At 73.1% G+C, this 24260-nt stretch carries 14 protein-coding genes; 6 read left to right on the forward strand and 8 right to left on the reverse strand.

The genetic code is table 11. From position 1 onward, the window contains the following. Window positions 1-11: 11 nt before the first annotated feature. From LG396_RS07260 to scoE, 4 genes are all read right to left on the reverse strand, one after another. Window positions 12-1568, reverse strand: coding sequence for a long-chain-fatty-acid--CoA ligase (locus LG396_RS07260; protein ID WP_225794103.1), 1557 nt, complete (start codon window positions 1566-1568; stop codon window positions 12-14). Beyond that, complete coding sequence (locus LG396_RS07265; RefSeq protein WP_225794104.1) at window positions 1565-7954, reverse strand: type I polyketide synthase; 6390 nt, start codon at window positions 7952-7954, stop codon at window positions 1565-1567. The genes LG396_RS07260 and LG396_RS07265 overlap by 4 nt, the downstream gene beginning before the upstream one ends. 43 nt (window positions 7955-7997) lie before the next feature. Then, window positions 7998-8549, reverse strand: a complete 552-nt coding sequence (locus LG396_RS07270; protein WP_225794105.1) for an FcoT family thioesterase — start codon at window positions 8547-8549, stop codon at window positions 7998-8000. A 65-nt stretch (window positions 8550-8614) separates the two neighbouring features. Continuing rightward, the gene (gene scoE, locus LG396_RS07275) at window positions 8615-9505 is read right to left on the reverse strand and encodes a (3R)-3-[(carboxymethyl)amino]fatty acid oxygenase/decarboxylase (RefSeq protein ID WP_443729173.1); all 891 of its coding nucleotides are present in this window, start codon (window positions 9503-9505) and stop codon (window positions 8615-8617) included. Window positions 9506-9787: 282 nt separating this feature from the next. Here scoE and LG396_RS07280 point away from each other — a divergent pair, with 282 nt between their 5' ends. Then, window positions 9788-10834, forward strand: coding sequence for a hypothetical protein (locus LG396_RS07280; RefSeq protein WP_225794106.1), 1047 nt, complete (start codon window positions 9788-9790; stop codon window positions 10832-10834). Window positions 10835-11048: 214 nt separating this feature from the next. Here the strand turns inward: LG396_RS07280 and LG396_RS07285 are convergent, their stop codons facing one another. Then, entirely contained in the window at window positions 11049-11816 is a 768-nt protein-coding gene (locus LG396_RS07285) for an SDR family NAD(P)-dependent oxidoreductase (RefSeq protein WP_225794107.1), read from the reverse strand. A gap of 93 nt (window positions 11817-11909) precedes the next feature. Beyond that, window positions 11910-12926: a zinc-dependent alcohol dehydrogenase family protein gene (locus LG396_RS07290; RefSeq protein ID WP_225794108.1), complete on the reverse strand. Its 1017-nt coding sequence runs from the start codon at window positions 12924-12926 to the stop codon at window positions 11910-11912. Window positions 12927-13192: 266 nt separating this feature from the next. Between LG396_RS07290 and LG396_RS07295 the strand changes: the two genes are divergently transcribed. From LG396_RS07295 to LG396_RS07315, 5 genes are all read left to right on the forward strand, one after another. Continuing rightward, window positions 13193-14089: a helix-turn-helix domain-containing protein gene (locus LG396_RS07295; protein WP_225794109.1), complete on the forward strand. Its 897-nt coding sequence runs from the start codon at window positions 13193-13195 to the stop codon at window positions 14087-14089. 63 nt (window positions 14090-14152) lie between these two features. Then, the gene (locus LG396_RS07300) at window positions 14153-15217 is read left to right on the forward strand and encodes a sugar-binding transcriptional regulator (RefSeq protein WP_225794110.1); all 1065 of its coding nucleotides are present in this window, start codon (window positions 14153-14155) and stop codon (window positions 15215-15217) included. A 221-nt stretch (window positions 15218-15438) separates the two neighbouring features. After that, a complete protein-coding gene (locus LG396_RS07305; protein ID WP_225794111.1) occupies window positions 15439-16833 on the forward strand; it encodes an FAD-dependent oxidoreductase in 1395 nt (464 codons plus the stop codon). 58 nt (window positions 16834-16891) lie between these two features. Then, on the forward strand, window positions 16892-18178 hold the full coding sequence (locus LG396_RS07310; RefSeq protein WP_051642896.1) for an MFS transporter: 1287 nt from the start codon (window positions 16892-16894) through the stop codon (window positions 18176-18178). Between the two features lie 72 nt (window positions 18179-18250). Then, a complete protein-coding gene (locus LG396_RS07315) occupies window positions 18251-19087 on the forward strand; it encodes a phosphotransferase (protein ID WP_225794112.1) in 837 nt (278 codons plus the stop codon). Window positions 19088-19091: 4 nt separating this feature from the next. On the opposite strand, the gene LG396_RS07320 is transcribed toward LG396_RS07315, so the two are convergent. Both LG396_RS07320 and LG396_RS07325 read right to left on the reverse strand, forming a co-directional pair. After that, the gene (locus tag LG396_RS07320) at window positions 19092-19790 is read right to left on the reverse strand and encodes a response regulator (protein WP_225794113.1); all 699 of its coding nucleotides are present in this window, start codon (window positions 19788-19790) and stop codon (window positions 19092-19094) included. Next, entirely contained in the window at window positions 19787-24151 is a 4365-nt protein-coding gene (locus LG396_RS07325) for a hybrid sensor histidine kinase/response regulator (protein ID WP_225794114.1), read from the reverse strand. Before LG396_RS07325 ends, LG396_RS07320 begins: the two co-directional genes overlap by 4 nt. Window positions 24152-24260: the final 109 nt, after the last annotated feature.

Raw genomic sequence — 24260 nt, forward strand, 5'->3', positions numbered from 1 at the left:
GGTTCCTCTCCCTAGGAACGGCCGCGCAGTTCGCGGCGCAGGATCTTGCCGCTCGCGGTGCGCGGCAGGGCGTCCACGAAGGCGTAGTCCGTGGGGCTCTTGTAGTCGGCGAGCCGGTCCTTGAGGAACGTCGTCAGCTCGCGCGGGGACGGCCGCTCCCCCGCCCGGGGTACGACGTACGCCCTGACCGCCTCGCCGCGCACCCGGTCCGGCACGCCCACCACGGCCACCTCGGCCACGCCGGGGTGCTTGCCCAGGGCGTTCTCGACCTCCGCCGGGTACACGTTCTCCCCGGCGACGAGGATGACGTCCTTGATGCGGTCGCGGATGTGGACGTAGCCGTCCTCGTCGAGGAAGCCCGCGTCGCCGGTGTGCAGCCAGCCGTCGACGACGGTGCGTTCGGTGTCGCGGGGCCGGTTCCAGTAGCCGTCCATGACGGCGGGGGTGTCGAGGAGGATCTCGCCGACCTGCCCGGCCGGCAGCGGGTCGCCGGCGCGGTCGACGACCTGCACCGCCACGCCGGGGTACGCGCGGCCCGCGGCGGTGAGGCGGGGCCCGCCGGGGACGTGGTCGGCCGGGGGCAGACAGAGGGCGGAGGCGCATGTCTCGGTGAGGCCGAAGATCTGCGCGAACTCGCAGCCCATCACCTCCAGGCACCGGCGCAGCAGGGCCTCCGGCATCGGCGAGCCGCCGTACACGACCTTGCGCAGACCCGCGAAGTCGGCTTCGCCCGCGCCCGGTTCGTCGAGGAGTACCTGGAGCATGGACGGCACCATCAGGGTGGTGGTGATGCCGCCGTCCCGGATCTGGCGGAGGGTGCGCCCGCCCTCGAAGCCCTGCCCGAGCACGTTGGCGGCCCCGGCGCGGAAGCCCTGGAGGAACCACCACGGGCCGCCGATGTGGTGGCCCGGCAGGACGTGCAGGATCCGGTCGTCCTCGCGCCAGTCGAGCCAGTCCAGGCGGTGGCGGGCCAGCAGGTCGTTGACCGCCCAGAAGCTGCGCTGGCTGAGCACCACGCCCTTGGGGGTGCCGGTGGTGCCGCTGGTGTAGATCTGCGTCAGCGGGTGGGCCGGGTCCGGGACCGCCTCGGGGGCGGTGTCGGGACGGCCGCCGGCCCAGTCGGCGAAGCCGCCGCCGGGCGCGTCCGGTTCGAGGCCGACCACGGCACGCAAGTCGGGCAGCGCGGGCCGGATCCGCTCGGCGGCGGGCAGCCGCTCGGCGTCGGCGAACAGCAGGGCGGCGCCGGAGTCGCGGAGCACGTGCTCGATCTCACCGGGGGTGAGCCGGGGGTCGGCGGGCACCAGCACGGCCCCGGTCTTGGCGCAGGCCAGGAGGATGTCGTAGTAGTGCTCGGTGTCCGCGGCGAGGTACGCGACGCGGGTGCCGGCGGTGACGCCCTCGGCGGCCAGTGCGTGGGCCGTACGGTTGCTGCGCAGGTCCAGGTCGAGGAAGGTGACCCGGCGGCCGGCGCACTCGACGGCGGTGCGGTCCGGGCGGGCCGCGGCGTGGTGGGCCGCGGTGGCGGCGATGGTGGGGAACCGGACGGCGGTTCCGGCGGCCTGGCTCATCGTGCGTCTCCGTCCGTGCTGTCCGTGCTGGTCGTGCTGGTCGTGCCGGGGGTCGCGCTGGTCGCGCCGGCGGGGGCGGCGGCCGTGAGCCGGCCGTCGAGGAACTCCGCGAGCTGGGCCACCGACGGGTGGTCGAAGACGCTGGTGGCGGAGAGCTGCAGCCGGAAGCAGAGCTCCAGCGCGTTCTTCAGCTCGACCGCGGCCAGGGAGTCGAGGCCCACCTCGAAGAAGCGGGCGTCGGGCGGCACGTCGTCGGCGCTGTCGTAGTGCAGCAGGTCGGCGATGAGCCCGCGGACGGCGCGGGAGACGGTCTCCTGCCGCTCCGCCGCGGGCAGCGCCCGCAGGGCGTCCGGGTCGACGTCGACGCCCCGGCGCCGCGGGCCGCGGGCGACCTGCTGGTACAGGGCGTTGGGCTGCGGCCGGGTGGCGGCGAAGCGGTCCCAGTCGACCTCGGCGATGGTGACCTGGGCGGGCGGCCGGTCCAGCAGCCGGAACAGGGCGCGGATCCCGGCCGCCGGCCGGAAGAAGGAGAAGCCCTGCCGCTCGACGCTCGCGGCGTGCTGCGGACCCGCGGCGGCGGCCAGGCCGATCTCCCCCCAGGCGCCCCAGTTGACGCTGGTCCCGGGCAGCCCGGCGGCGTGCCGGCGGTGCATCAGGGTGTCGAGGAACGCGCTGCCCGCGGCGTAGTTCGCCTGGCCGCCGTTGCCGACGATCGAGGTCACGGTCGAGTAGCCGATGAAGAACCGCAGTTCGGGGAGGGAGAGGGCGGCCTTGTGCAGCAGCCAGCTGCCGTAGACCTTCGTCCGGAAGACCGTCTCGATGCTCTCCCAGGTCTGCGCGGCCACCGGCGCGTCGGCCAGCACGCCCGCGGCGTGCACGATGCCGCCCAGCGGCCACTGCCGGGCCCCCAGGTCCTCGAAGACGCGGCGCACGTCGTCCTCGTCGCCGATGTCGGCCGCGTAGGCGGCGACTTCGACGTCCGGGCCCAGGCGCTCCCGGAGGGCGGCGAGGTCCTCCTCCGCCGGGGTGCGCCTGCCCAGCAGGGCGAGGTGGCGGGCGCCGAGGACGGTGAGGCGCTCGGCGACGAGGCCGCCGAGCGCGCCGAACCCGCCGGTGACGAGGTAGGTGTGGTTCGCGTCGACCTCGACGGGCGGTGCGGCGGGCGGCGGTTCGGCGCCCAGCCAGTCGTCGAACCCGATGACGAGCTTGCCGACGTTGGTGCCGCGGCTGAGGGACCTGAACGCCTCGTCGACCTCGTCGAGGGTGTGGACGGTGGTGGGGATGGGCGGCAGTTCCCCGGCGTCCACCAGCTCCATCACGGGGCCGAGCACGTCCGTGGTCAGCCGGCGGAGCTGTTCGGGGTCGAACACGCTGAAGTCGAAGGTGTGGTACGCGACGTCGGGCCGGGCCGCGTGGATCTCGTCGGGCGTCCACGCGCCGACCTTCCCCAGTTCGACGAAGCGGCCGCCCCGCCCGAGCGCGCGGAGGCTGGCCTCGACGCGGTCGCCGCCGAGGCTGTGGAGCACGATGTCGGCTCCCTCCCCGTCCGTGGCGGCCAGCACCTCGTCGGCGTACGCCGGCTCGCGGGAGTTCATGACGTGGCGGATGCCCTGGCCTCGCAGGAACGGCCACTTCTGCGGGCTGGCGGTGGCCAGGACCTCGGCACCGGCCCGCTGCGCGAGCCGTACCGCCGCCTGGCCGACGCCGCCGGCCGCGGAGTGCACCAGCACCCGGTCGCCGCGCCGCATCCCCGCCAGGTCGTGCAGCGCGTGGTGCGCGGTGAGGTACGCGATGGGCAGGCCGGCGGCCTCCGCGAAGCCGAGCCGGGCGGGCTTGGGCACCGCCCTGTCCGACTCGACCGTCAACTCCCGGCGCAGGGCGCCGAGGTGGGCCGTGACGACGGCGTCGCCGACGCGGAACGCGGCGTCGGGCCCGGCCGCCGTCACCACCCCCGCGCACTCCATCCCCAGCGGCAGTTCGGTCAGCGGGTTCCCGGCCTCCTCGGCGAGCGCGCGGTGCAGGCCCAGGACGTTCGCCACGTCCACGAAGTTCAGGCCCGCCGCGTGGACCCGTATCCGGATCCGGCTGCCGGTGGGCGCGGGCTCCGGTGCGAGGGGCACCGCGACGACGCCGCCGATCTGACCGTACTCCTTGGTGACCAGCTCGACGTCGGTGTGCGGGCCGCCCGGCTCGGCGTACACGCGGCGCACGTGCCGCACCCCCGAGCGGTACGCCACCTGGTAGTCGGCGGAGTCCACGGCCGTCCACTCGTCCAGCAGCGAGAGGTATCCGGCGCCGTCGCTCTCCGGCCGCGGCAGGTCGACGAGGGTGACACCGTACGCGGGGTGCTCGGTCCACATCACGTGCCCGAATCCCCACAGTGTGGCGGCGACCGGGGCCGCGCCGCCTCCGTCCGATCCGTCCGGCCGGTCGCCGGGGAGCCACTGGCCGCCTTCGGTGACGAGCCACAGCCGCTGGCCGTGCCCGAACCCCGCCTGGCCCAGCGCGTCGCGCAGCGCCAGCAGATCGCGGTAGTTGCGTTCGCACTCGGCGGGCAGCGGTTCGCCCGGCTCCGGCGGCGGCCGCCAGAACCAGCACACGTCGGTGGGCCGCTCCGCGAGGAGCGCCGCTGCCTCGGCGGGGGTGGCGGCCACCGACAGGTCGACCTCGTGCTCCTCGGCGGACCCGGCCAGGGCGCGCACGCCGGCCGGATCGGCGCCCACGAGCAGCACCCGGCGCGGCTCGCGCGGGGTGGCCTGCAACGCGCGCTTGACCCACCGCACCTCGGAGTACATCCGGTCGCGGTCGGGGGCGGCGTTCGCGACGCGCCGCAGGGTGAGGCCCTCCAGCACGAAGACCGTGCGGTCCCCGTCCAGGACGAGCACGTCCGCGGTGGGCAGCTCCCCCTCCCCCGCCGCGTCGCCGCTGCCGCCGTCGGCGGGCGGGTTGACGCGCAGGACGCTGCGCAGGGTGCTGCCGCGGGGCTTGCGCAGCAGCCGGCAGCGGGCGAACCCCACGGGCATGGCGACGGTGTCGTCGTCGGCGAGGGCCGTGAGGGTCTGGAGTGCGCAGTCGAGGACGGCGGGCGGCAGGAACTCGCCCGGGGCGGCGTCCGGCCCGCGCAGTTCGCCCACGGCGAGGTCGTCGCCGTGCCGCTCGACGCTCCGTACGCCCTGGAAGTGCGGCCCGTACTCCACGCCCAGCTCGGCGAAGTCCGCGTACAGGTCGTCGGGCAGCCGCCGGGAGCGCGGCTCGCCCGCCGGGTCGAGCAGGGCGTGCAGGGATTGTTCGGTGCCGGCGAGCCCGGCGGCGGCCCCCGCGTCGACGGTGGCGGTGACGTGGCGCCGCTCGAACGGCTCGGCGCCGGGGTCCTCGCTCTCCACCACGCTGACGATCTCCACCTCCGCCGGGCCGCCACCGTCGCCCGGCCGCAGCCGGGTGCGCAGCTCGACGGTGCCCTCCTCGGGGAGGAACAGGGCCTCGTGGATCGTCAGCCCCGCGAGGGGCAGGCCCGTCTCGCCGTAGACCGCGTCCTGGAGCGCGAGCAGCGTCTCCACGTAGCCGGCGCCGGGGAAGACGACCCGGCCCATCACCTTGTGGTCGGCGAGGTAGCCGGGCCGGCGGGCGTCGATGCGGGCGGAGAACGTGCGGACGCCTGCGGCCCGTTGCTCGTCGGTGGAGACCTCGCGGCCGAGCAGGGCGTGTACGTCGTTGCGGCCGAGGGCCGCGGCGCCGCCGCCGCCCGGGGCGGGCAGCCAGTGCCGGCGCCGGTCGAACGCGTAGGTCGGCAGGGTGAGCGTGCTGCGGGGGCGGTCGCCGTAGTAGCCGTGCCAGGAGACGGGGGCGCCGGCCGCGTAGAGCTGGGCGAGGGACTGGCGGGCCACTGTGCCGTCCGAGTCCTCGGCGTGCAGGCTGCTCAGCCACAGGTGGTCGCCGGGGGCATCGAGGCCCTGCTTGCCCATGCCGACGAGTTCGGAGGCCGGGCCGACCTCCAGGAAGGCGTGCCGGCCGCGCTCGGCGACGGCGCGCATGCCCTCCGCGAACCGTACCGGCTCGCGCAGGTGGCGGGCCCAGTAGTCGGGCGTGGCCAGCTCGGCCGGGTCGGCGACCCGGCCCGTCAGGTTGGAGACGAGGGTGAACTCCGGCGTGTGGAAGGTGAGTCCCGCGGCGACGGCGCGCAGTTCCCCGGCGGCCTCGGCCATCAGCGGCGAGTGCGAGGCACAGGACACGGCGAGGCGCCTCGTCTTGATCCCGCGCCCGGCGAGGGCCTCCTCGACGCCCGCCAGGGAGGCCTTGCCGCCGGAGAGGACGATCTGCCGGGCGCCGTTGACGGCGGCCACCGACAGGTCGTCGTGCTCCGCCAGCAGGTCGGCGACCTCGGCGGGACCCGCCTCCGCGGCCGCCATGGCACCGGGCGGCGAGGCGTCCATGAGGCGGGCGCGTGCGGCCATGAGCGTGACGGCGTCGTCGAGGGAGAACAGGCCGGCGACGGTGGCCGCGACGATCTCGCCGACGCTGTGGCCGGCGAGGACGGCGGGCCGTACGCCCCAGGAGAGCCAGAGCCGCGCGACGGCGTACTCCAGCGCGAAGAGCGCGGGCTGCATGTACCGGATCTGGTGGATCAGCTCGGCGTCGTCGGCGTCGCCGAGCACCATGTCGCGGATCGACCGGCCCAGGTGCGGCGCGAACAGCCGGTCGCAGTCGTCCAGATGCTCGCGGAAGGCGGCGAACCGCTCGTACAGCGGCCGGCCCATGCCCACGTACTGGGTGCCGCCGCCGGAGAAGAGGAACGCCACCCGGGCGGCGCCGGCCGGCTGGTCGGGGCGGGTGGAGCGGGTGAGGGCGTTGTCGAGGAAGCGGGCGACGTCGTCGTGGTCGCGGACGACCCCGGCGGTGCGCAGGTCGAAGTGGGCCCGCCGGGTGGCGGCGGCGTGGCACAGCTCCGCCACGTCGGTCCCCGGGCGGTCGCGCAGCAGCCGCTGGTAGCGCTGGACCTGCCCGCGCAGCGCGCCGGGGCTCTTCGCGGAGAGCGTGAGGACGTGTGGCTCGCCCGCGGGGGGCGGGACGGCGGCGGGCTCCGCCGCGGCGTCGGGGGCCTGTTCGAGGACGACGGAGGCGACGATGCCCGTGAGGCCGAAGGCGCTGACCATGGCGCGCCGGGTGGCCGCGGTCCACTCCCGGCCGGCGGTGGGGACGGAGACCGGGAGGTCGTCCCAGGGGATGCGCCGGGAGGGCGTGTCGAGGTTCAGGTGCGGGTAGAGCGCGCCCTCGCGCAGTTGCAGGACGGTCTTGATGACGCCGCCGATGCCCGCGGCCGACTCCATGTGCCCGATGTTCGTCTTGAGCGACGCGACCGCCAGCGGGTCCTCGCGGGTGTGCGACGCGCCGAACACGGCGCCGATGGCGCCCATCTCGATGGGGTCGCCCAGCGGCGTACCCGTGCCGTGGGCCTCGACGTACGAGACGTCCCCCGGCTCCAGCCCGGCGCCGGCCAGGGCGGTCCGCAGCAACCGCTCCTGGGCCGTGCCGTTGGGCACCATGAGGGAGCTGCTCTCGCCGTCCTGGCCGACGGCGGAACCGCGGACGAGGGCGTAGATCCGGTCGCCGTCGCGCTGGGCGTCGGAGAGCCGCTTGAGCACGATGACGCCGCAGCCCTCGCTGCGGCAGTAGCCGTCGGCCGCGTCGTCGAAGGTCTTGCACACGCCGTCGGGGGCGAGCATGTTCCCGCTGCTGGCCATGACGTACGCGCGCGGGCTGTGGATGGTGTTGACCCCGCCGCACAGCGCGATGTCCGTCTCGCCGGCGCGCAGCCCCTGCGCGGCGAGGTGCACCGTGACCAGGGAGGCGGAGCACGCGGTGTCCACCGTCATGCAGGGGCCGCGCCAGCCGAGGAAGTAGGACAGCCTGCCGGAGAGCGCGCTGAACGTGCCTCCGGTCGCCATGTAGGCGTTGAGGTCGTCCAGCGGGTACGTGCTCATCTCGCCGATGTAGTCGAGGTTGCTGACGGCCATGTAGACGCCGCCGTTGCCGTGGCGCAGCGGGGCCGGGTCGATGCCGGCGTCCTCCAGGGCCTCCCAGGCGACTTCGAGCGCGACCCGGTGCTGGGGGTCGACGTAGTCGGCCTCCTTCGGCGAGACGTTGAAGAACTTCGCGTCGAAGTGGTCCGGCCTGTCGAGGAATCCGCCCTGCGCGCACCGGATGGCGCCCCGTGCCCCGGGGTCGTCGGGGTCCGCTTCCACGGGGTCCCACCGGTCGGTGGGCAGCGGCCGCAGCGCGGACCGCCCGTCGCGCAGGAACGCCGCGAATCCGTCGGGGGTGGTGTTGTCGCCCGGGAACCTCAGGCCGATACCGACGACGGCGATGGGCTCGCCGTGGGGTGTGGACATGACTCCGTACTCCCGTGTCATCCGTGGGCAGGGTCTGGTCGGTCTACGCCGTCGCGGCGGAGAGGTCGTCGGCGCCGGCGGCGGCCTTCACGGCGACCAGCACCTTGCCGTGGGCGGCGGGCTCGTCGGCCTCGCCGAACCGGCACGTCGTACGGAGGAACAGGAACGGGCCGCTGCCCCAGTCGCCCTCGAACGCCTCGACGACGTCGAGCTCTCCCCAGAAGCGGCGACCGCGCATGTGCCGGCGGAAGGAGCTGTGGAAGTCGACGATGAACATGTCGGCCAGCTGCCGCGCCCAGAAGTCGTCCAGGGACCAGCCGGCGAAGGAGCGCATCAGCCGCTGCTCGACGGACTCCGCCATGAGGAGGTAGATCATCTGGTTGTAGCAGATGTTGAACTCGACCGCGTTGAAGTGCCCGGTGTCGTCGATGTAGCAGGACTCGGGGATGTGGAAGCGGCCCCGTACGCCGACCTGCCCGCCCTCGTCCGCCGGATCTCCCCCGGCCGTCACCGTGGCCGACTCCAGGTACCGGCAGTGCGGCTTGTAGACCCGGAGCACGCGTTCCAGCAACGCCTCGTCGCCGTCCACCGCCACGCTCCCTCCTCCCGCGTCCGTCTCTCCTCCCGGGTCGTCTCTCCTCCCGGGTCCGCCGTCGCCGCCTAGGGGCGGCCGATGCCGGGGTAGAAGTCGTACTCGTCGTGGACCGTCACCCGGAAGGACACCGTGGGCTCGGGGTTGACGGTGTGCAGGGCGCGGTGCACCAGGCTGCGGTTGTCCCAGACCAGCAGGTCGCCCTCGTCGAACCGCTGCAGGTGGATGGCGGGGTGGGTGAAGGTGCGGTCGGACTGGCCGACGGCCTCGAAGAGGTCCTCCAGCAGCCCGTCGCGCAGCGGCTTGCCCTCGCCGTCGATCAGCTGGTAGCTGACCGCCTCGCTGATGTAGAGCACCGGCCGCCCGGTGACCGGGTGCGGGAAGACCGTCGGGTGGGCGATCGCCGGGGTCTGCTCCTCGATCTCCGCGATGATCTCGGATATCGGGCGGTAGACGTCGGTCGGCCGTATCTTGAAGTACCGCCGCACGCTGTTCAGGACGCGGCTGCCCTCGATCTCGTCCTTCAGCTTCTGCGGCAGGTGCTCGTACGCCTTCTCCAGGTCGATGAAGAAGGTGCCGCGTTCCCCGCGGGGGATGACCTGGGGGTAGATCAGGGTCAGGCCGAACGGACGCGGCATGAAGGAGTAGTCGTGGTGCCAGAACTTCCCCGTCTGGGGAACGCCGACCTGCTCCCCCTCCTTCTTCACGTTGGAGGAGACGAAGATCTCGCTGTGCTCGGGGTGGTGGTACATCGGCTGGTAGTACGTCTCCACCTCGCCGAGGCGCCTGCCCAGCGCCACGAACCCGGCCGGGTCCAGCCGCTGGTTCTTCAGCACCACGATCTTGTGGGTGTAGACGAGCTGCTTCAGCGACGCGAGGTCCGCGTCCGGTGCGCCGAGGACGTCCATGCCGTCGACGGCCACACCCATCAGGGACTGTTCCTGCGGAATAGTGATCACGGGCACTGCTCCCACCTGGCGCTCGGCACTGAACCGAGGCTCACCGTAAGCGCGCCCCGACGCCCGGACAGGGGCCCCGGTGCCGAACCTGGGGTGGAGGCTGGGGTAGCCCCCAGAGAAGCGGGCCCGGCGCCGGGCACACGGGGCAACGCGGCCGGCCCGGACCCCGCACGGGCCCGGACGGCCCCGGCCACGTGGCAGCCGACGGCCGCACGGCACGGGTGTTGCGGAGCCGTGATCTTCCGGGGACAACCCCGGACGGGCCGGCGCGGTCCTATGTACATGCCGCGTCTGCCGATGGTGCTTGCCTTCCCCCGTGTGCTCCGCCACCTGCGTTCCGTCGGCGCCTCGCTGCCGCCGGTGACCCAACTGGGCGTCGACCGCCCCGATCCCGTACTGCGGCCGGTGCTGTCCGCGGCGTGGGACGGCGACCACGGCCCGGCCCGCGAACTGCTCGCCGACACCCGCCGCCGCGGGGCGTGGGAGCGGCGCGACACGTGTGTACGCCACCTCGCGAACGTCGCCCTGACCCGGCCCCGGTGGCTGGAGGACTGGCTGCAGAAGGACGCCGACGACCCGGACGCGGCCCTCGTCGCGGCGGAGTCCGAGGTCTGCCGCGCCTGGGAGGCGCGGACAGGCGCGTGGGCCAAGCACGTCTCCGCGGAGCGGTTCGACGAGTTCTTCCGGATCCTCGCCCGGGCCGCCCCGCTCATCGACAAGGCGACGGAGCTCAGCCCCGGCGACCCGGTGCCCTGGCGCGTCGCCCTGCAACACGCCACGGGCTCCCGGGCCCCCCGCCCGGTGTTCGACCGGCTGCTGCTGAACGTCATGGACCGCGACCCCGACCACTACGGCTGCCACTCCAGCGCCCTGCAGTACCTCTGCGCGAAGTGGTACGGCTCGCACGAGGAGATGTTCGACTTCGCGGAGGCCGCGGCAGCCCGCGCCCAGCCGGGCCGGCTGCTGGCGGCCCTGCCGATCGTGGCGGCGACGGAGTACCTCACCGAACACCCGACCCGCGGCCCGGTCCCCCGCCGGCGCATCCACGCGGCGGTGGACCACACCCTCGCCGCCTGCGCCGCCTACGCCCCGGACGACCCGGCCGTCACGGGAATCCGCAACCACCTCGCGCTGGCGCTGACGCGCTGCGGGCGCTGGGAGGAGGCGCTACGGCAGTTCGAGCTGATCGGCACGGACGTGCGGGAGTTCCCGTGGTGCTACCTGGACGGGGAGAACGAACTGCGCGCGTTCGTTGACGAGCGCGAGAACACCCGGGTCCAGGTGGCCAAGGCGATACCGCTCTTCTCCCGCTACCACCCGGCCGCTTGAGCGGCTCCGCTCGGACCGGGTGGTGGGCTCCGGATCGGCGGTCAGCACAGGCACATCGGATCGCAGGCTGATCCCGCCGGCACGGGGCGGCGTTCGGGTCGGGCAGGCAAGCGCCGGACCCCTCGTCCGGCTGCCGCCCGCCTGGCGAGCCGGAGCATGTCCGGCTCCGGGTCCATGCCGATGACGGTCCCCCTGGACGCGAGCGGTGCGGGGGTCATTGTGCGGTGTAGCCGCCGTCGACGGGGAGGGCCACGCCGGTGACGTAGGCGGCGCCGGGGCTGCACAGCCACAGCACGGCCTGGGCGACCTCCTCGGCGGTGCCCAGGCGGTCGATGGCCTGGCCGGTTTCGGCCCGGGCGCGGTCGAGTTCTCCCCTGGCGACCATGGTGTCGACCATGGGGGTGCTGATGGTGCCGGGGCAGACGGCGTTGATGCGGATGCCGCGTGGGCCGTATTCGAGGGCCGCGCTCCTGGTCAGGCCGATCACGCCGTGCTTGGCCGCGTGGTACGCGGCGCGGCCCGGGTTGCCGACGAGGCCGCCGAGTGAGGAGCAGTTGACGATGGCCCCGCTGCCCTGCGCCCGCATGTGGCGCAGTTCGTGCTTCGTGCTCGCCCAGATGCCGCGCAGGTTGACGGCGTTGACGCGGTCGAACTGCTCGGCGGTCTCGTCGGCGGCGTCGGTGGGCGGCGCCATGACGCCGGCGTTGTTGTAGGCCATGTCGAGCCGTCCGAAGGCCTCCACGGTGCGGTCGACGGCGGCAGCGACGTGGTCTTCCCGGGTGACGTCGCAGACCAGGGCGAGGGCTCGGTGGCCGGCTCCGGTGAGGTCCCTCGCGGCGCCGGCCACGGCGTTCTCGTCGATGTCGGCGAGTGCGACGGCCGCGCCCGCTTCTGCGAACGCGCGGGCGGCGGCAAGGCCCATGCCGGAGGAGGCGCCGGTGATGAAGGCGGCCTGGCCGGTGAAGTCGTACGTGGGGTTCATGGGGTTGCTCCCGATGCAGGTGCGCGGTGCGGCCCGGGGGCGGGCCGGGTCAGGGGGCGTTCTCGGTGCGGGCGGTCGCCGCCGCGGGGTGCGTCAGGGGATGAGCAGGGTCTTGACGGCGCGGCGCTCGTCCATCGCCCGGTAGCCCTCGGCGACCTGGTCGAGGGGCAGGGTGAGGTCGAAGACCCTGCCCGGGTCGATCCGCCCGTCGAGGACCCGCTGGATCAGGTCGGGAAGGTAGCGGCGTACGGGGGCGGGGCCGCCGCGCACGCCGACGTGGGAGAAGAACAGCTCCTGCCCGTCGACGGCGACCTCGTGCGGGACCCCGGCGAGTCCCACGTTGCCACCGGGGCGGGCGGAGTGCAGCGCCTGCTGCACGGACTGGGCGGTGCCCACGCACTCCAGGACGCAGTCCGCGCCGATCCCGCCGGTCATGTCCTTGATCCGGGCGACGCCCGCCTCGCCGCGCTCGGTGACGATGTCGGTGGCGCCGCATGCGAGGGCGAGCCGCTGCCGCGGTTCGTGCCGCGACATGGCGATGATGCGCTCCGCTCCCGCCTCCCTGGCCGCGAGCACCGCGCAGAGGCCCACCGCGCCGTCGCCGACGACCACGGCGGTCGAGCCGGGCCGCACCTCGGCGGCGTCGGCGGCCCACCAGCCGGTGCCCATGACGTCGGAGACGGCCAGCAGCCCGGGCCAGAGGTCCTCGTCCGGCACGTCGTCGGTGGCGACGAGGGTGCCCTGGGCGTGGGGGATGCGGACGTACTCGGCCTGGCAGGTGGACATGAACTCGCGGTCGAGGCAGTTCGACGGGAACCCGTTGCGGCAGTTCGCACACGTGTTGTCCGAGGTGGCGAACGAGCCGACGACGAACTGGCCCGGCCGGACCGCCGTCACCTCGGCTCCGACCTCCTCGACGAAGCCGACGTACTCGTGGCCCATGGGGTGGGCCCGCCCCGTCGGCTCCGCACCGCGGTAGGGCCACAGGTCCGAGCCGCACACGCAGGTCGCGGCCGTACGGATGACGGCGTCCGTCGGCTTGACGATCTTCGCGTCGGCCACGGTCTCGAAGCGGATGTCACCGGGGCCGTGGATCACTGCACCGCGCATGAAGAGGGATTCCTTGCCTGCTGAGGCCGCCGGCGCCGGAGGGCGCCGGCAGGCCGCCGAACGGGTGGCGGGTCCCGGGGGGCGGACGGGGAGACCGCTTCCCCCGGGCCCGGGGCGGGCACCCCGGCGCCCTCCTGCTCCCGCAGGCGGGCAGCGAGTGCCACGCCCTCCAGGCAACCCCCGTCCGGCCGGGACAGCGAGTCCCTGATGAGGGGTGTACCGGCGGTGCACCCCTCCGCGGCCCGCCAGGCCGTACCGTCGAAGGCATGGACAACCGTGCGGAGGTCCGCGAGTTCCTGACCTCGCGGCGAGCGAAGATCACCCCCGAGCGGGCCGGGCTGCCCTCCGGCAGCAGGAGGCGCGTGCCCGGGCTGCGCCGCAGCGAGGTCGCCGCCCTGGCCGACGTGAGCGTCGAGTACTACGCCAAGCTCGAACGCGGCAACCTCGCCGGCGCCTCCCCGGTCGTCCTGGAAGCAGTGGCCCGCGCCCTCCGGCTCGACGAGGCCGAACGCGCCCACCTGCTGAACCTCGCCCGCGCCGCCGACGGCTCCGACGCCCTGACCCGGCCCGCCCGCCGCCGTACCAGGGACCACTGGAAGCCGCACCGCAGCCTCCAGTGGATCCTCGACGCCGTCACCGCCGGGCCCGCGTTCGTACGCAACGGGCGCATGGACGTCCTCGCCGCCAACCCGCTGGCCCGCGCCTTCTACGCCGACCTCTACGCCGCCCCGGGCAACCAGGCCAACCTGGCCCGCTTCCAGTTCCTGGACCCGGCCTCCCGGCGCTTCTACCCCGACTGGGACGCCTTCGCCGACGTCGCCGTCGCCATCCTGCGCACCGAAGCGGGCCGCAACCCCCACGACAAGGGCCTCCACGACCTGGTCGGCGAGCTGTCCACCCGCAGCGAGGAGTTCCGCACCCGCTGGGGCGCCCACGACGTCCGCCACCACGGCACCGGCACCAAGCGCTTCCACCACCACGCCGTCGGCGACCTCACCCTCGCCTACGAGGGCCTGGAGATGGCCGCGGAACCGGGCCTCACCCTCACCGTCTACGCCGCCGAACCCGGCTCGCCGTCCGAAGAGGGGCTGCGCCTCCTCGCCTCCTGGACCGCCACGCAGGACGCCGGAGGCTCCCCCTCCCGGCGCACCCGCAGCGGATGACGCCGGACACCGCGGCGGGCCCGACCTGCCCTGTCCGCTCCCCCCTCCCCTAGGATGACGCGCGTGGGACCTGCGGACATGCCCGGGGATTCGCCCCGCCGGCCGCTTCACGAGGATCGGGATCCCGACCGCTACGAGCCCGGGGCGCCGGGAGTCGCGGCGGACGGCAGGGTCGAGACCGCCCTGCGCGTCGCCCAGCAGTACTACCTCCAGCGCGCCACCATGGGCGCCATCGCCAAGGAGCTGGGGACCTCGCGCTCCACGGTGTCCAGGCTCCTCGGCTACGCCAGGGACACCGGGCTGGTGGAGATCCGCATCCACCGCCCCCAGCCCCGGGTGGGCGTGGTGGAGCGGCGGTTGCGGGAGCAGTTCGGCGTCCGGGCCCACGTGGCCCGGGTCCCGGCGGCCGCCACCAACGTCGAGCGGCTGGAGCTGACGGCCATCCAGGCCGCCCGGGTGATCAACTCCGTCTTCGACTCCGACATGGTCATCGGCCTGTCCTGGGGCACCATGGTCAACGCCATCAGCCGGTGCCTGATCCCCAAACCGGTCCACAACTGCCAGTTCGTGCAGTTGAACGGGGCAGGGAACTCGCGGGTCACCGGCACCCACTACTCCCATCAGCTGTTCTCGGCGTTCGGCGCGGCCTTCGACGCCGTCGTCCAGCAGCTGCCGGTGCCGCTGTTCTTCGACTCGGCGGAGACCAAGCGCGCGCTGTTCCGCGAGCGCGTGGTGCGCAGGGTCACCGAGTTGCAGCAGACCGCCGACGCGGCCCTGTTCAGCGTGGGAACGGTGGCGGACGGGATGCCCAGCAGCCCCTACATGGCCGGCTACTACCTCGACGAGTCCGACTTCGCCTCCCTCGCCGAGGACGAGGTGGTGGGCGACATCGCCACCGTCTTCATGCGCTCCGACGGGAGCCATCACGGGGTGCGCCTCAACGAGCGTACGAGCGGCCCCGACCTGGACCGGTTCCGGGACGTGGGCCACCGGATCTGCGCCGTCTCCGGCGACCACAAGATCGATGCGCTGCGCGCGGCCCTGGCCGGGGACTACATCACCCGGCTGGTGATCGACGAGCGCACCGCCGTCCTCCTGCTCGACGGCCCCGCCGCGCCGTCCGCCTGACCGCACGGCCGCCGGCTCCCCGCCCCGTACGCCCGTCCCTCACCTTGCGGGCACCAGTACGCGCTGGTCAGACGCACAATCGACTCACGCTGCACATGTGTGCACTGCCCTGGTAAAACGTGCACGGGAGCAGGCATGGTGGCGGGCACCACCGGGCCCGTGAGCCGCAGAACCAAGCGGGCCCCTCCCCCGCACCCCCTGTCACGGAGGTCTGTTCCACCATGCCCAGTCACACGTACACCCGCCGGCTCCCGATGAGTGAGCCCACCGACGTCCTCGTCGTGGGGAGCGGGCCCTCCGGGCTGGGCGCGGCGCTGGCCGCCGCCCGCAACGGGGCCTCGGTCCGGCTCGTGGAGCGGTTCGGGTTCCTCGGGGGCAATCTGACCGCCGGCCTCGTGGGGCCCTGCATGACCTCCTTCTCGCTCGACGGCACGACCCAGCTCGTCCGCGGGATCTTCGACGAGTTCGTGCGGCGCATGGTCCGGGTGGGCGGCGCGGTGCACCCGTCCGAGACCCGTTCCGGCAGCCCGTACTCGGGCTTCATGGTGTACGGGCACGAAGCGGTGACCCCTTTCGACCCGGAGGCGGCCAAAGTGGTCGCGCTCGACATGTGCCAGGAGGCCGGGGTCGAGCTGCTGCTGCACACCTTCGTCGCCGACGCCCTCACCGAGGACCGCCGGGTGACCGGCGTGGTGGTGGGCAACAAGAGCGGCCTCGGCGTGCTCCCCGCCACCACGGTCGTCGACTGCACGGGGGACGGCGACGTCGCCGCCCGCGCGGGGGCCGGCTTCGACCTGGGCCGGGACGGGGACGGCCAGATGCAGCCGATGACCCTGTTCTTCCGCGTCGCGGACGTCGACGACGACGCCGTACGGGCGTATCAGGACGCGCACCCCGAGGAGCGGTTCCCCTTCCAGGGGCTGGTGGAGCAGGCGAGCGCGGACGGCTCCTTCACCCTCCCCCGCCGGGGCATCCAGCTCTTCAAGACCCTGGAGCCGGGGGTGTGGCGCATCAACACCACGCGCGTCCTCGGCCTGGACGGCACGGACGCCGGCGACCTCACCGCCGGGGAGATCGCGGCCCGCCGCCAGGTCGTCGAGCTGATGCGGTTCTTCCGCGAGCGGCTGCCCGGGATGGAGAACTGCAGGCTGCTCGACACGGCCGCCACCGTCGGCGTCCGCGAGACGCGGCGCATCCGGGGCGAGCACCTCCTCACCCTCGACGAACTGACCTCGGGGCACGCCTTCGAGGACACCGTCGCGGTGGCCGGCTATCCGGTCGACATCCACAGCCCGACCGGCCCGAACGGCCCCTTCGACGACGGCATCCCGCCCACCGCCAACATCTACGAGATCCCCTACCGCAGCCTCGTCCCCCGGGACCTGGACAACCTGCTGTTGTCCGGGCGGTGCGTCTCGGCGACCCACGAGGCACTCGCCGCGATCCGCGTCATGCCCCCGTCCTTCGCGATGGGCGAGGCAGCGGGGGCCGCGGCCGCCCTCGCGCAGCGGGACGGGGTGCTCCCCCGCGCCGTCGACGTACCCGCGCTCCAGCGCCTGCTCCTCGCCCAGGGCGCCTACCTGGGCCCCCGTTTCGAGTCCGCCCCCGTCAGCTGACCGTGCCGCACCGGCCGGCACACCCTGTACGAAGGGACACGCCATGATTCGTCGCGTCGTGAGCGCCAGCACCGTGGGCACTGCCCTGGAGTGGTACGACTTCATGCTCTTCGGGACCGCCGCCGCGCTGGTCTTCGACGAGGTCTTCTTCCCGGGCCACGACCCGATGGTGGGGACGCTGTCCGCACTCGCCACGTTCGCCGTGGGCTTCTTCGCCCGCCCCTTCGGCGGCCTCCTCTTCGGCCACTACGGCGACCGGATCGGCCGGAAGAAGGTCCTGGTGATCACGCTCTGCCTGATGGCGGTGGCGTCCACCCTCATGGGCCTCATCCCCGACTACGACAGCATCGGCGTCGCCGCCCCCGCGCTGCTGGTGGTGCTGCGCATCCTCCAGGGGCTCGGCGCCGGAGCGGAGTACGCCGGCGGGGCGCTGATGGCGGCCGAGCACGCGCCGCCCGGCAAGCGCGGCCTGTACGCGGCCATCCCGCCCACGGGCAACGGGGTCGGCGTCATCCTCGCCGCCGCCGTCTTCACCCCGTTCACCCTGCTCCCGGACGACCAGTTCACCTCCTGGGGCTGGCGGATCCCCTTCCTGCTCAGCATCCTGATCCTGCCGGTGGGCCTGTACATCCGCATGCGCGTGGCCGAGACACCGGCGTTCGACCAGGCGAGGGAGCAGGGCGAGCGGACGCCGGTGCCGGCCCTGGACCTGGCCCGGAACCAGCCGAGGACGCTACTGCGGTGCCTGCTCGCCAACATCGGCCCGAACGTCGCGACCTACGTGCCCAGCGTCTACGCCCTCACCTACATCGAGGACGACCTGGGCATGGCCGCGAGTGTCGGCACCGTCGGGCTGCTGATCGCCAACTCCGTCAAGGTGGTCACGCTGCCGCTGTCCGGGGCGCTCTCGGACAGATGGGGCCGCAAACCGGTCTTCGCGTCGGGAGCCGTGCTGTGCGCCCTCCTCGCGTTCCCCTTCTTCTGGCTGCTCGACACCGGCCATTCCTGGGTGGTGTGGATCGCGATGACCCTGATGCTCACCTTCGCCAACGACCTGATGCTCGGCGCCCAGGCGGCGATGCTCCCCGAGCAGTTCGACACCCCGGTGCGGTACACCGGCGTCGCGGTGAGCCGGGAGTTCGCCGCCGCGATCGCGGGCGGCACCCTGCCGTTCATCGCGGCTGCCCTGACCGCGCTCACCGGCGGGACGTGGGCCCTGTCCACACTGATGATCTTCATGTGCGCGCTCTCGCTCATCGGGGTCGCCGGCCTGCGGGACGGCCGGGAGCTGTCCTTCGTCGAGGAAGGCCCCCGGCTCGAAAAGGAGATCGCTTCCCCGCGGTAGCTCGCGTACCCTCCCGGCGGTGAGCGGCGCCTGCCGCCGCCGAACCACTCTCGACCGTGAAGGGGGGACGGCATGGAGCCGTCGGAACTCGGGCGCGCGGTCGCGGCAGGGCGGACGACCGCCGCGGAGCTGGGCCTCCGGGCCGACGACGCGGTCGTCGTCAACGACTCGGACCGCGTCGTGCTGCGCCTGCTCCCGTGCGACGTCCTGGTGCGGGTCGCGCCGCCGCGGCTGCTGGCCGACTCCGAGATCGAGGTGGAGGCCGCCCGCCTGCTCGCCGACGCCGGCGCTCCGGTGGCCGAGCTCGATCCCCGGGCCGAGCCGCGGGTATACGTCCGCGGGGGCTTCGCCGTCTCGCTCTGGCGCTACTACGAGCCCGTGGGACCGGAGATCGCGCCGGCGGACTACGCGGACGTCCTCATGCGGCACCATGCCGCCCTGCGCCGGATCGACCTGGACGCACCCCACTTCACCGACCGGGTCGCCGAGGCGCTGAGAGAGGTGAGGGACCCGGAGCGCTCCCCCGAACTGCCCGATGCCGACCGGGCCTTCCTCGGCGACACCCTCAGCGGCCTGGGCGCCGCGATCGGCGCCGGAAGTCCCGGGGAACAGCTGCTGCACGGCGAGCCGCATCCGGGCAACCTCCTGAGCACGAGGAGGGGGCCGCTCTTCGTCGACCTCGCCACCTGCTGCCGGGGGCCGGTCGAGTTCGACCTCGCCCATGCGCCCGAGGACGTGGGGAAGCACTACGCTGGAGCCGACCGGCGCCGGCTCCAGCAGTGCCGCGCCCTCGGCTGGGCGATCTTCTCGGCCTGGCGCTGGCGCCGGGACGACGGCATGCCCGACCGGGCCCGCGGGAGAGTGGAGGGGCTCGAACGGGTCCGTGCCGTACTCGGCCGCGACCGGTGACGGCCTACGGGCCGCTCCCGCCGCCGTCCGCGGCGGCGCCTTCACCGGTGTCCGTGTCCGCGTCCGCATCGCCGTGCCGGGCGAGGCCGCGTACCGACGCCTCCAGGTCCTTGATCCGGTCGGCGAGGGCCGGCCCGCTGAGGTTCGCCCCCTCCCGCAGTAGCGACTCGACCTGCATCAGCCGCCAGGTGACGTCGCTGAGCCGCTCCCCGAATCCCGTGGCCCCGTCCTGGTCGGTGATCAGCAGGCGCTGCAACTGCTCTGCCTGCACCGCGAGTTGCCGGTTCTTGCGGTGCAGCTCCAGGAAGACGTTGACCTTGGTGCGCAGTATCCAGGGTTCGATCGGCTTGGACAGGAAGTCGGCGGCGCCCACCGCATAGCCGCGGTAGGCGTAGTCGGGGTCGATGCCGTGGCCGGTGAGCAGGATGATCGGGACGTCCTTGGTCTGGTCGAGGCGTTTGATGTTCGCGGCGGTCTCGAAGCCGTCCATCCCCGGCATCAGGATGTCCAGCAGGACGACGGCGAACTGCTGGCGCAGCATCGCCTTCAGCGCCTCCTCGCCGGAGTGGGCGACGACGACGCGCTGGCCGAGCGGACCGAGCACCGCCGTCAGCGCGACCAGGTTCTCCTCCATGTCGTCGACGATGAGGATGCCGGCCGGGTCCGGAGCGGGCGGCGGCGTCGGCGCGGTGGGGGCGGTCATGCGGCCCGCCCGGGTGCCGTCGGGCCGTCGCCCTGCGAATCGTCACCCGGCGAATCGTCGTCGGGGTGCGGGGCGGAGGCGGGCCGGTCCTCCCCCGGCCCGGCGGCGCGGCGGGCCCCGAGGTCCGTGACGGCGGCGTCCGCAGCCCCGGAGTCCGCGTCCCCGGAGTCCCCGGCCGGGCGGCCGGGGTCCGACCGCCGGTCGTGCGAGTCGAGTTGCTCGTAGATCGCCGCCAGCAGCCGGTCGACGTTGACCGGCTTCGGCACGTAGCCGTCCGCACCGGCCTCGATGGCCTTCTCCCGGTCGCCCGGCATGGCCTTGGCGGTCAGCGCGATGATCGGCACGGCGGCCAGGCGCGGCGTGGCACGGATGGTCCGGATCACCTCGTAGCCGTCGATCTCCGGCATCATGATGTCCATCAGCACCAGCGAGATCTCCGGGGAGCGGTCCAGGACGTCGAGCCCCTCGCGGCCGTTCTCCGCGTACTTCACGGAGATCCCGACCCGGCCCAGCATGTGCGTCAGGGCGAACACGTTGCGGATGTCGTCGTCCACGATGAGGACGTGCCGGCCGGTGAGCACCTGCCCGGGCCGGCCGCTGAGCCACTGCCGCAGCCGGGTCGTCTCCGGCCAGGTGTCCGCCCGTTCCCGCTCCGACGGGCCGGCGCCGCCGGCCGCTTCGGGACCGGGTGCCGGCTCCGTGGTGCGTACGGCGTCGCCCTCCGCGCCGCGGGCGGGGGCGCGGGCCGCCGGCGGTGCCTGCGGCTCGGCCGGGTGCTCCCGCCGCTCGCCCCGGTCCCCGGCGGGCCGCTTCTTCCAGGGCCCGCGCACCTCCGCCGGTTCGAGCTGCGGCGTCGCGCTCCCCGAGGCGGCCGCGAGCGCCTTGCCGGGCAGCTGCGCCGGTACGTAGAGGGTGAACCGCGAGCCCACGCCCTCCTCGCTCTCGGCGTCGATGCGCCCGCCGAGGAGGCCGGCGATCTCCCGGCTGATGGACAGCCCCAGCCCGGTGCCGCCGTACTTGCGGCTGGTGGTGCCGTCGGACTGCTGGAACGCCTCGAACACCACGTCCAGCTTCTCGGCGGGGATGCCGATGCCGGTGTCCTTGACGGAGAACGCGACGACCACCTCCGCGTCGCGCAGCGTGTCCTCCTCGAACTCCTCCGACGGGACCCGGTCCACCCGCAGTTCCACCCGCCCGCTGCTGGTGAACTTCACCGCGTTGGACAGCAGGTTGCGCAGCACCTGCTGGATGCGCTGCTGGTCGGTGTGCAGCTCGGACGGCACGTCGTCGCCGACGGTCACCTCGAAGCCCAGCCCGCGGTCGATGGTCAGCGGCCGGAACGTGGCGCGTACGTACTCCAGGAGCTTGGTCAGCGGGATCCGCTGCGGGCGCACGTCGACCCGGCCCGCCTCCACCTTGGACAGGTCCAGGATGTCGTTGATGAGCTGCAGCAGGTCGGAGCCCGCCTGGTAGATGGTGCCGGCGAACTCCACCTCCTGGTCCGACAGCCGCCCGTCGGCGTTGTCGGCGAGCAACTGGGCGAGGATCAGCAGGGAGTTCAGCGGCGTGCGCAGCTCGTGCGACATGTTCGCCAGGAAGTCCGACTTGTACTGCGACGACGTGGCCAGCAGCGACGCCTTCTCCTCCAGCTCCGCGTTGGACCGCTGGAGTTCCTCGGAGCGGGTACGCAGCTCGGACGTCAGCCGCTGCGACTGCGACAGCAGCGCCTCGGTGCGGGCGTTGGCGAGGATGGTGTTGAACGAGACGCCGATGGTGTGCGCGAACTGGTCGACGAAGGTCAGCTGGATCTCGTTGAACTTGCTGAACGAAGCCAGCTCGATCACGCCCAGCAGCCGGTCCTCGAAGAGGATCGGCAGGATGAGGATGCTGGAGGCCGGCGCCGAGCCCAGGCCGGACTCGACGGTCACGTAGTCCTGCGGGGCGTCCTCGATCAGGATCCGCTTCTTCTGCTGCACGGCCTGGGCGATCAGCCCGCGGATCGGGGACTCCGACTGGAGGTCGTCCCGGCCGCGGCCGCCGACGCCGTAGTCAGCGATGAGCTCCAGGCCCTCGCCGTCCGCGGCGCCGGAGTCGACCCGGAAGAACAGCTCGGAGTGCGCGTTCACCAGCGGCGCCAGCTCGCGCAGGATCAGGTCCGCGACCTCCACCATGTCGCGGTGGCCCTGCATCAGGCCGGCGATGCGGGTGAGGTTGGACTCCAGCCAGTCCTTGGTACGGGTGGTCTCCCGCAGGTTGGACACCATGCGGTTGACGTTGTCCTTGAGGTCGGCGACCTCGCCCTGCGCCTCGACGGTGATGGACCGCGACATGTCGCCCTTGGCCACCGCGCTCGCCACCTCCCCCATGTTGCGCACCTGTGTGGTGAGGTTCAGGGCCAGCTCGTTGACGCTCCTCGTCAGCCGCTTCCAGTTGCCCGACACCCCCTCGACACGCGCCTGGCCGCCGAGGCGGCCTTCGCTGCCGACCTCGCGCGCCACCCGGGTCACCTCGGAGGAGAACGACGACAGCTGGTCGACCATCGTGTTGAGGGTGGTCTTGAGTTCGAGGATCTCGCCGCGCGCGTCCACGTCGATCTTCTTCGACAGGTCGCCCTTGGCCACCGCCGTGGCCACCTGGGCGATGTTGCGGACCTGCGACGTCAGATTCGACGCCATGAAGTTCACGTTGTCCGTCAGGTCCTTCCACACCCCCGAGACACCGTGCACCTGCGCGCGCCCGCCCAGCTTCCCCTCGGTGCCGACCTCGCGCGCCACCCGGGTGACCTCGTCCGCGAAGTCGCGCAGCTGCTGCACCATGCTGTTCACGGTGGTCTTGAGTTCGAGGATCTCGCCGCGCGCGTCCACGTCGATCTTCTTCGACAGGTCGCCGTTGGCCACCGCGGTGGTCACCAGGGCGATGTTGCGGACCTGCGACGTCAGATTCGACGCCATGAAGTTCACGTTGTCCGTCAGGTCCTTCCACACCCCCGACACGTCCCTGACCTGCGCCTGACCACCGAGGTTGCCGTCGGTGCCGACCTCGCGCGCCACCCGGGTCACCTCGGAGGAGAAGGCCGACAGCTGGTCGACCATGGTGTTGAGGGTGGTCTTGAGTTCGAGGATCTCGCCGCGCGCGTCCACGTCGATCTTCTTCGACAGGTCGCCGTTGGCCACCGACGTGGCCACCTGGGCGATGTTGCGGACCTGCGACGTCAGATTCGACGCCATGAAGTTCACGTTGTCCGTGAGGTCCTTCCACACCCCCGACACGTCCTTCACGTGGGCCTGGCCGCCGAGGATGCCGTCGGTGCCGACCTCGCGGGCCACCCGGGTGACCTCGTCGGCGAACGCCGACAGCTGGTCCACCATCGTGTTCACCGTGCTCATGAGCTGGCGTATCTCACCGCGCGCGTCCGCGGTGATCTTCTGGCTGAGGTCGCCCCGCACCACCGCCGTGGTCACCTGGGCGATGTTACGGACCTGGGAGGTCAGGTTCGAGGCCATCAGGTTGACGTTGTTCGTGAGGTCCTTCCACACCCCCGACACGTCCCTGACCTGCGCCTGGCCGCCGAGGATGCCGTCGGTGCCGACCTCGCGGGCCACCCGGGTGACCTCGTCGGCGAACGCCGACAGCTGGTCCACCATCGTGTTCACCGTGAGCTTCAGCTCCAGCAGCTCCCCCGCGGTCTCCACCGTCACCTTGCGGGTCAGGTCGCCGCTGGCCACCGCGGTGGTGACGGCGGCGATGTCGCGCACCTGACGGGTCAGCCGGGAGGCCATGGTGTTGACGGCCTCGGTCACCGCGCGCCAGGAGCCGGACAGCCCCCGCACGCTGGCGCGGCCGCCGAGCCTGCCCTCGGTGCCCACCTCGTGCGCCACGCGCATCACCTCGCCGGTGAAGGCGGACAGGTGGTCCACGACGCGGTTGAGCCCCACGCCCAGACTGCGCAGCTCGCCGTGGAGCTGCCGGGTGCCGACCCGCAGCTCCATGTGCTGGCTCAGGTCGCCCTCCGCCACGGCCTCCAGCACCCGGGTGGCGTTCGTCATCGGCACGGCCAGCGCGTCGAGCAGGTCGTTCGCGTCGTGCACGGTCTGCGCCCAGTCGCCCTGGCCCGTGCTGGCGGATATCCGCTCGTCCAGCACGCCTTTCCGTGCGACCACCCCCCGCACCCTGCGCACCTCGGACGCCAGGTGCTCGTTGCGGGCGGCCACCTGGTTGAAGGCGTCGGCCACCTCGCCGAGCACCCCGTCGCCGTCCTCGGGCAGGCGCGCGGAGAAGTCGCCGTCGCGCAGCGACCTGAGCGCGGTCAGCAGCGGGCGCAGCTCGGCGGGGTCCGCCGACTGCTTCTCACGGTCCTCCATCACTCCCCATCCCGGCACGCTCGGTGCCTGGCCGGTCGCGCCTCCGTGTTCGCTCCTCACCCAAGGAGCTTTTGTTCATTATATTAGGATTTGTCTAGGTTGAGAGGAG

This window comes from Streptomyces aculeolatus (assembly GCF_020400605.1).
Classification (GTDB): domain Bacteria; phylum Actinomycetota; class Actinomycetes; order Streptomycetales; family Streptomycetaceae; genus Streptomyces; species Streptomyces aculeolatus.

Coding starts and splice junctions, on each gene's coding strand:
- LG396_RS07290 (WP_225794108.1), bottom strand. CDS start 12,926: ATGCGCGGTGCAGTGATCCACGGCCCCGGTGACATCCGCTTCGAGACC.
- LG396_RS07295 (WP_225794109.1), top strand. CDS start 13,193: ATGGACAACCGTGCGGAGGTCCGCGAGTTCCTGACCTCGCGGCGAGCG.
- LG396_RS07280 (WP_225794106.1), top strand. CDS start 9,788: ATGCCGCGTCTGCCGATGGTGCTTGCCTTCCCCCGTGTGCTCCGCCAC.
- LG396_RS07325 (WP_225794114.1), bottom strand. CDS start 24,151: ATGGAGGACCGTGAGAAGCAGTCGGCGGACCCCGCCGAGCTGCGCCCG.
- LG396_RS07320 (WP_225794113.1), bottom strand. CDS start 19,790: ATGACCGCCCCCACCGCGCCGACGCCGCCGCCCGCTCCGGACCCGGCC.
- LG396_RS07285 (WP_225794107.1), bottom strand. CDS start 11,816: ATGAACCCCACGTACGACTTCACCGGCCAGGCCGCCTTCATCACCGGC.
- LG396_RS07260 (WP_225794103.1), bottom strand. CDS start 1,568: ATGAGCCAGGCCGCCGGAACCGCCGTCCGGTTCCCCACCATCGCCGCC.
- LG396_RS07265 (WP_225794104.1), bottom strand. CDS start 7,954: ATGTCCACACCCCACGGCGAGCCCATCGCCGTCGTCGGTATCGGCCTG.
- LG396_RS07305 (WP_225794111.1), top strand. CDS start 15,439: ATGCCCAGTCACACGTACACCCGCCGGCTCCCGATGAGTGAGCCCACC.
- LG396_RS07315 (WP_225794112.1), top strand. CDS start 18,251: ATGGAGCCGTCGGAACTCGGGCGCGCGGTCGCGGCAGGGCGGACGACC.